The organism is Vibrio sp. D173a (assembly GCF_030248475.1).
In genome coordinates this window covers 1-762 of the sequence record NZ_JAHGAH010000552.1, presented here as the reverse complement: position 1 = coordinate 762, position 762 = coordinate 1, and the positions used below count along the sequence as shown (strand labels likewise).

The window sequence follows — 762 nt, the reverse complement described above, 5'->3', positions numbered from 1 at the left end:
TTTGAACGTAAACTTCAAGAGTTGCATGAGACAACAAGGCTACATATCGAACAGGCTAAGGAAAGCATCGTATCGCCGATGGAATTCAGTGATGATAACGATAGAGCCTCGAGCGAAGAGCAGTCGGCAATCGCGTTAAGAATTATAGACAGGGAACAGAAACTCTTGCCTAAAATTCAGCAATCAATAGAACGAATTCATACTGGTGAATATGGTTATTGCCTCGAATCGGGAGAGCCGATCGGAATACCTAGGTTGCTCGCGCGACCCACCGCTGAGTATTGTGCAGAAGTGAAGGCACAAAAAGAGACTAAGGAGCATCGATTTAGGGGTTAGCACAAAAATAAAAAAGCTCCTGAATATCAGCAGCTTTTCTTGGACTGGTGATCCATGTTGAACTAGTTGATGTCTTGAACCTTCATCACTAGATCCTCCCAGTTGCGCTGGTTTTCCATGTCGTGCTCTAGACCTTGGTCGTCCGCAATCTGAAAACGCTTAACGGCTGCTGTTTTACTTGTAGCTTGGTATAGCCAGTATGCTTCCGCTTTCAATGCTTCATCAATAGGCTTATCATTTGATTCATACACCATTTGTTTACAAACATTGATAGATTCCGCAGGGAACTTAGATATACGCTGTGCTAGCGCATCAACATAAGGACCAATCTCGTCTGGTTCCAGTGCCTTGTTGATTGTGCCGTAGGCCTCTGCTTCGTCCGTATCGAAATCACGGGCACTAAGCACTATCTCAAGTGCACGACCA

2 protein-coding genes are annotated in these 762 nt (G+C 44.9%); one reads left to right on the top strand and one right to left on the bottom strand.

The genetic code is table 11. From position 1 onward, the window contains the following. The coding region (locus KIV40_RS27455) for a TraR/DksA C4-type zinc finger protein (RefSeq protein ID WP_285352370.1) at positions 1–336 on the top strand (336 nt) is incomplete at its 5' end. 62 nt (positions 337–398) lie between these two features. On the opposite strand, the gene KIV40_RS27450 is transcribed toward KIV40_RS27455, so the two are convergent. Next, positions 399–762, bottom strand: a 364-nt coding sequence (locus tag KIV40_RS27450) for an enoyl-CoA hydratase/isomerase family protein (protein ID WP_375164889.1), incomplete at its 5' end; no start/stop codon positions are given.